Origin of the sequence: Butyrivibrio sp. INlla16 (assembly GCF_900104155.1) — a bacterium.
Taxonomy (GTDB): domain Bacteria; phylum Bacillota; class Clostridia; order Lachnospirales; family Lachnospiraceae; genus Butyrivibrio.
In genome coordinates, this window is record NZ_FMYB01000107.1 from 1 (window position 1) to 4,993 (window position 4,993).

The window sequence follows — 4,993 nt, forward strand, 5'->3', positions numbered from 1 at the left end:
AGGCCGTATGTTTGTACAGTTCATCTCGCTGTGCTACTACGAATATTTCAGCGAAGAAATACGCAAGCTCAAGGCAGTTCTCGACAACGAGATCAACAGCGGGAACTTAAAGAGCGAAGATCTCAAGACCACCAAAAAGCTAAGAACCTGGGTCAACAATACACCTTTATATCTGCAGCTGCAGTGGTTTGATACAATCGAGCAGGTAGAGATATCTACCAAACTCCGCAGTCGCAGATGGAATACAGAAATAACCTCCTGTGATGCGCTCTATCTGGAAAAAATAGGCCTAAATCAGGAGTGATGATTTGAGTACACATTTAACGACTTTAGGGTTAGTAATTCTTCCAATCCTTGCATATAATATTCCTTTCTTAATCTCAATTATTCTGCTGCATATTTTGATCCAAGCTTTTGCAGCAATTTGTTTAGGCTTACGGTATCTACCGCAAACTATTATTTTCAGTTTTGTAGCAGAGCATTATGCCCTATCTTTTCTGTCACAACTCCCATATTGTCTTGTTGCGGCAGTTATTTTTTTACTTCCTGAACTGCCACATATCCAAATATTTGTTTTTGTAGCATTTCAATATACATATATGACACTGCCGCATTATACATATATTTTTATAGCGGCAGTAGCGGCATACTTTTTCCAACTGCCGCAATCATTCGAAATAAACTTTGTAATAGTACAATAATGGTTAATACAACTGCCGCAAACATTCATCACTTATCTTTCAGCAGTGCTATTTCACCAAAGGTACCCTGTACACATCTCCGGCACAACAGAAAAGGTGCTTAACACCTCAAAATACGATAAAGAAGAATCAAGCAGCTCATATCCTCATAAATAAATGGACTATATTCAATTATCTTTATTATCAAAATGGAAATCAGCAGTGTCTCCGATACGCTTCTCACTGCCTTCGTTCAGAATGAGACAGATTATAGCAACAAATTTAAATAAGTGCAAATTAAAAAGAGACATCCCATCACGAAATGTCTCTAATACACTCCTAAACTAAATTATCTCCATTCCCACAACTACTTCGCGTGGAAGTTCCGCTCTCGCTTCTCTTCGTCAAGAGAACTACTGTCTCACAACTTGTCGGAGTCAGGAAATTGCGACTCTGTCTCACTTTGTCCGTTGTAGCAACACAATTGTCTCGATTGATCTTGTGTATCGGTTTTTGCAACTTCTTTTCCATCCGGATCTGATGTTGCAATAACTTTTCCAGCTTCCGTTCCGAGTGAAGTATTTTGCGACAAGCCCGAACCCTCGACTTCTATGTTTTGCAACTTTGATGAGGCGTTTTCTGTATTTTGCAACTTTTCAGAGCATGCTGAATTGCTGCCCTTGGTATAAACAAATCTTCTTCCGTTATGTGGTAAAGTTATTTTTTTGTTATAACCTGTTCTATATACAAAAGTAATTTTATAGGGATCTGTGTTACCTTCCTCGTCTTTTTCTCCGATTATTACCTTTTCAACAAGTGCTTCGAAAATACTTCGGTCGAAAGTTTCAAGGACTTGATTCTGTGCCAGGGTCTTCTTAAACTCCTGAATTCTCTTGGCCAGTTCATCTTTGTTTTGCTCCCTTGCTTCCAACACCTCCTTTTCAGTGAGCAGATTCTCGAGTTCTTTATCGAGATCTTCTTTTGTTTTATCAAAAGTCGCTGTATCGAACTTTGATTCCAGTCTTAAATCAATCAGATTTCTCTGCTTATTCTCGTTATCTCTTATTTTCCGATTAACTTCTTCCAACTTTCGTGAGTCTGAAAGTTCATTGATGTAATTATGCGTCTCTTCCATGAACTGTTGGAGAAGTGTATTTTCTTCTCCGCACAATTCTCTATATGACTCAATGAAAGCCTGTTCTATGAGCTCTTCGGGTATTCCCTTACTGTCAGGGCAATAGGCTTTGCCACCCTTGGTGGCAGCTATGCACTGCCATATGGCTTTGGGATGATCAGTTCCTGCATGCCACATACGGCGAGTCAAATGTCCACCACAAAAGCCACATTCCAGCTTACTGCTAAATGTATACTTACAGCTGTACTTCTCTCTCACCCAGGGAGTAGCTTTATTTCTGCTCTTTCCTCGCAATTCAAGGATACTCTGAGCTGCGTTATATGTTTCTCTGTCTATGATAGGTTCATGATGGTTCTCAACATAATACTGATCCTGCTCACCTTTATTAGGTAATCTGCGATGAGTTATTGGATCAATAGTAATTGTCTTACCTTGCAGCAAATCACCTACGTACTTTTCATTTTTTATGATTTTCAGAAGGGCTCCACAATCCCATGAGTTTCCCTTCTTGGTACGCCATCGTTTCTCATTTAACTCTTTTGCGATTACATACGTACCTTTGCCTTCCACATATCGCTTGAATATGTATCTGACAATTTCAGCTTCTTTTTCATTTATCGTTATTGCCTTTGTTTGAGGATCATAGTCATAACCAAGACATCCAGGGAATCCAACCATTTCACCCGATGACATCTTAAACTTCAATCCCTTCTTAACATTACTGGATATATTCTCTACTTCCTGCTGTGCTACTGAACTGAGCACCACAAGGAGAAGCTCTCCATCCATTGATAATGTATGAATGTGTTCAGATTCAAAGAATACATCTATATTCTTTTCCTTAAGATTTCTGACATATTTGAGTGTATCCAGTGTATTCCTGGCGAATCTTGAAATCGATTTGGTAATGATCATATCAATATAACCATTATCGCAATCTTCAATCATTTGCTTGAATCCGTCTCTCTTCTGAACCTGAGTACCAGATATTCCCTCATCTGCATACACTTCAACCAGCTTCCAATCATTATGTGAGCTGATCATATCCTTATAATAAGCGCACTGTGCTTTGTAGCTATGAATCTGATCTTCATGATCAGTACTAACTCTGCAGTAGGCCGCTACCCTTTTTACGTCATTCTCTAAGCTTCGTCTGTTTGCACCCTTCTCCTCTGCAGTCTTTTTTATTACTTTTACTTCCATCAAACCGCTCCATATTTTAGTTGCAACTTACTTTACTGCATATTATAAATATATCATCAGCTATTTCCAACGTCAATCAGTAGCGGCGATATCATTCTATATTTTTGCTTGTATCTCTGCCGAATGTATCGATCTTCTTCCGGTGTTATCAGCTCCTTTTCTCTGAGTATTGTCAACCACGACATCTTTAATGCATACTCCAACAATTTTTCCTTTTCCATTACTCTTAAAAACTCCATTTCTATAAAAACATGTTACAGGTAGGCTGCTGGTTACAGCCTCACGTCGGATTTCCACCGCCTGGCTCCTCTTCGGTCACCGGTCAGGATGCTCGCACATCCATCTTACGTATCATTGTCAGAAAACAGGATCATCGCCGCAGGTACCAATCTCCTGCTATATCCGCTGCTTTATCGCTCCACACCTTTGCTTCAGTATCAACAATCGGATACTTCTTCACTTTTCACTTCTATATTAAAGAAGCAGATGCCTCATCGCGGGCTCGGATATGTGGCTAACTCTGTTCCACACGTCCCATAACATTCATCCATATTCAGTTGTATGTTTAACAATTGGCTTTGTCTGCCTCATGACTGCAGGAATCCAAAAGAATTCCTACCGTCATCGAGACAGGCAAAAGTCCCATCTCCGTGCGATATATTCTGCCATAAGCCATCAGCATTGGATATTGCTCATGTGCTCATAGAAAACAAAAAGAACCTGCAAAACGAATTCCTCAAACAGAATCTTCTCTTTAAGGATAACGTTTTGCAGGTTCCTGACGGTTCTAATAAATGCCGAATTCAACTCTCAACGCAAACTCTTGGTCACCGGAGAGTTTCATGTTGTCTGGCTCCGATGCCTCATTTATTCAACTGATGTTACTATATCACAAAGTAGAAATATTTCCAAACAAAACAACTGAAAAATCACAGTATCGTTTCAGTTATTTCACAGTCACCCTCTTACCGATATTTCCAGGGACTGTATATGTCTCACGCTTACGTCTCGAAACAAATGATGTCAGTTTGCCGTCAACAACCATGACAACAAAGTGCGTATGGCAATGCGGACACTCCTTTTCTACAATATACCCCTCAGAATCTGATCTGTCATAAGCTCTTTTGCATGTCGGGCATGTTTCCCAAGGCTTATGCGCTCTTTTTTCAACCACTTCCATGTTAAAACACTGACCTTTCTAAAACTTCATTATATTTTCTCGACGTCGATGGGCAACATTATACAATAGAAATCAATATCGGCTGCTGTTACTTTGATGTAATTTTCATTCCTGATACCATTTACCTACCATTGAGATCATTTCCGTGTATTTTTCACTGCCAAGGCATTGAAAAGCATCCCGCTGATCCGCAGCCAGCAATTCCTTCCTGCCGGTTTTCTCCAATGAAACAATCGCCCATAACCATATCTTTTCATTATATGAAAACAGTTTTGTCCCGTTTTTAGCATAAGTATGTGCTGTTATATAATCTTCCTTGTCACATAGCAGTTTGCATAATTTCAGGAGTGCATCAATATACATAGTGGAATAATGAGCCATAATATCTTTCATCCATGGTCTGTCCGCATATATTGGGAGAACCCCGTCCTTATATAACGAAATCATTTCCTCCAGAATGCTGATATATACTCTCGGAATCTATAAGCCAGTAACAATGCGGCTTTCAGATTCCTTTTTTATTAAAATCCCCCACTTTTTTATCAAAAAACACTTGACATTTACCTCCAAAAATGCGGCGCTTCGCGCCCTTGTTAAAAAGGAAGTGTCGTTACGGCGCGGCCGTAAGTTTTTTGATTGGAGGGCGATTTTATGTTACCTGTTAATTGTGGCAGTCATGCCGACTACCAAAACTTTGTTGTTGAAAATCTCCGCAAATATTACCCTGATCCAGATGCTATATCTCAAAGCACCTGGGATATCATAGACCGCTTTTGGAACCTTGATCTTTCCTAC

5 protein-coding genes and 1 pseudogene are annotated in these 4,993 nt (G+C 39.7%); 2 read left to right on the forward strand and 4 right to left on the reverse strand.

Annotated features, from left to right (window positions below):
- Nucleotides 1-304, forward strand: a pseudogene (locus BLR42_RS23225) (transposase); the annotation flags it as partial.
- A gap of 4 nt (nucleotides 305-308) precedes the next feature.
- Nucleotides 309-701, forward strand: coding sequence for a hypothetical protein (locus tag BLR42_RS21820; RefSeq protein WP_091873746.1), 393 nt, complete (start codon nucleotides 309-311; stop codon nucleotides 699-701).
- 400 nt (nucleotides 702-1,101) lie between these two features.
- On the opposite strand, the gene BLR42_RS21825 is transcribed toward BLR42_RS21820, so the two are convergent.
- The 4 genes from BLR42_RS21825 to BLR42_RS21840 all read right to left on the reverse strand — a co-directional run bounded on the left by BLR42_RS21825 (nucleotide 1,102) and on the right by BLR42_RS21840 (nucleotide 4,645).
- A complete protein-coding gene (locus BLR42_RS21825) occupies nucleotides 1,102-3,018 on the reverse strand; it encodes a recombinase family protein (protein ID WP_091873749.1) in 1,917 nt (638 codons plus the stop codon).
- 96 nt (nucleotides 3,019-3,114) lie between these two features.
- A complete protein-coding gene (locus BLR42_RS21830) occupies nucleotides 3,115-3,315 on the reverse strand; it encodes a hypothetical protein (RefSeq protein WP_091873751.1) in 201 nt (66 codons plus the stop codon).
- A 649-nt stretch (nucleotides 3,316-3,964) separates the two neighbouring features.
- Nucleotides 3,965-4,198: a hypothetical protein gene (locus BLR42_RS21835; protein WP_091873754.1), complete on the reverse strand. Its 234-nt coding sequence runs from the start codon at nucleotides 4,196-4,198 to the stop codon at nucleotides 3,965-3,967.
- Nucleotides 4,199-4,303: 105 nt separating this feature from the next.
- Complete coding sequence (locus BLR42_RS21840; RefSeq protein WP_091873757.1) at nucleotides 4,304-4,645, reverse strand: hypothetical protein; 342 nt, start codon at nucleotides 4,643-4,645, stop codon at nucleotides 4,304-4,306.
- Nucleotides 4,646-4,993: the final 348 nt, after the last annotated feature.

Bases quoted from the DNA above. Each gene is read 5' to 3' on its own strand.
- BLR42_RS21825 (WP_091873749.1), bottom strand. From the start codon at position 3,018: ATGGAAGTAAAAGTAATAAAAAAGACTGCAGAGGAGAAGGGTGCAAAC.
- BLR42_RS21835 (WP_091873754.1), bottom strand. From the start codon at position 4,198: ATGGAAGTGGTTGAAAAAAGAGCGCATAAGCCTTGGGAAACATGCCCG.
- BLR42_RS21840 (WP_091873757.1), bottom strand. From the start codon at position 4,645: ATGATTTCGTTATATAAGGACGGGGTTCTCCCAATATATGCGGACAGA.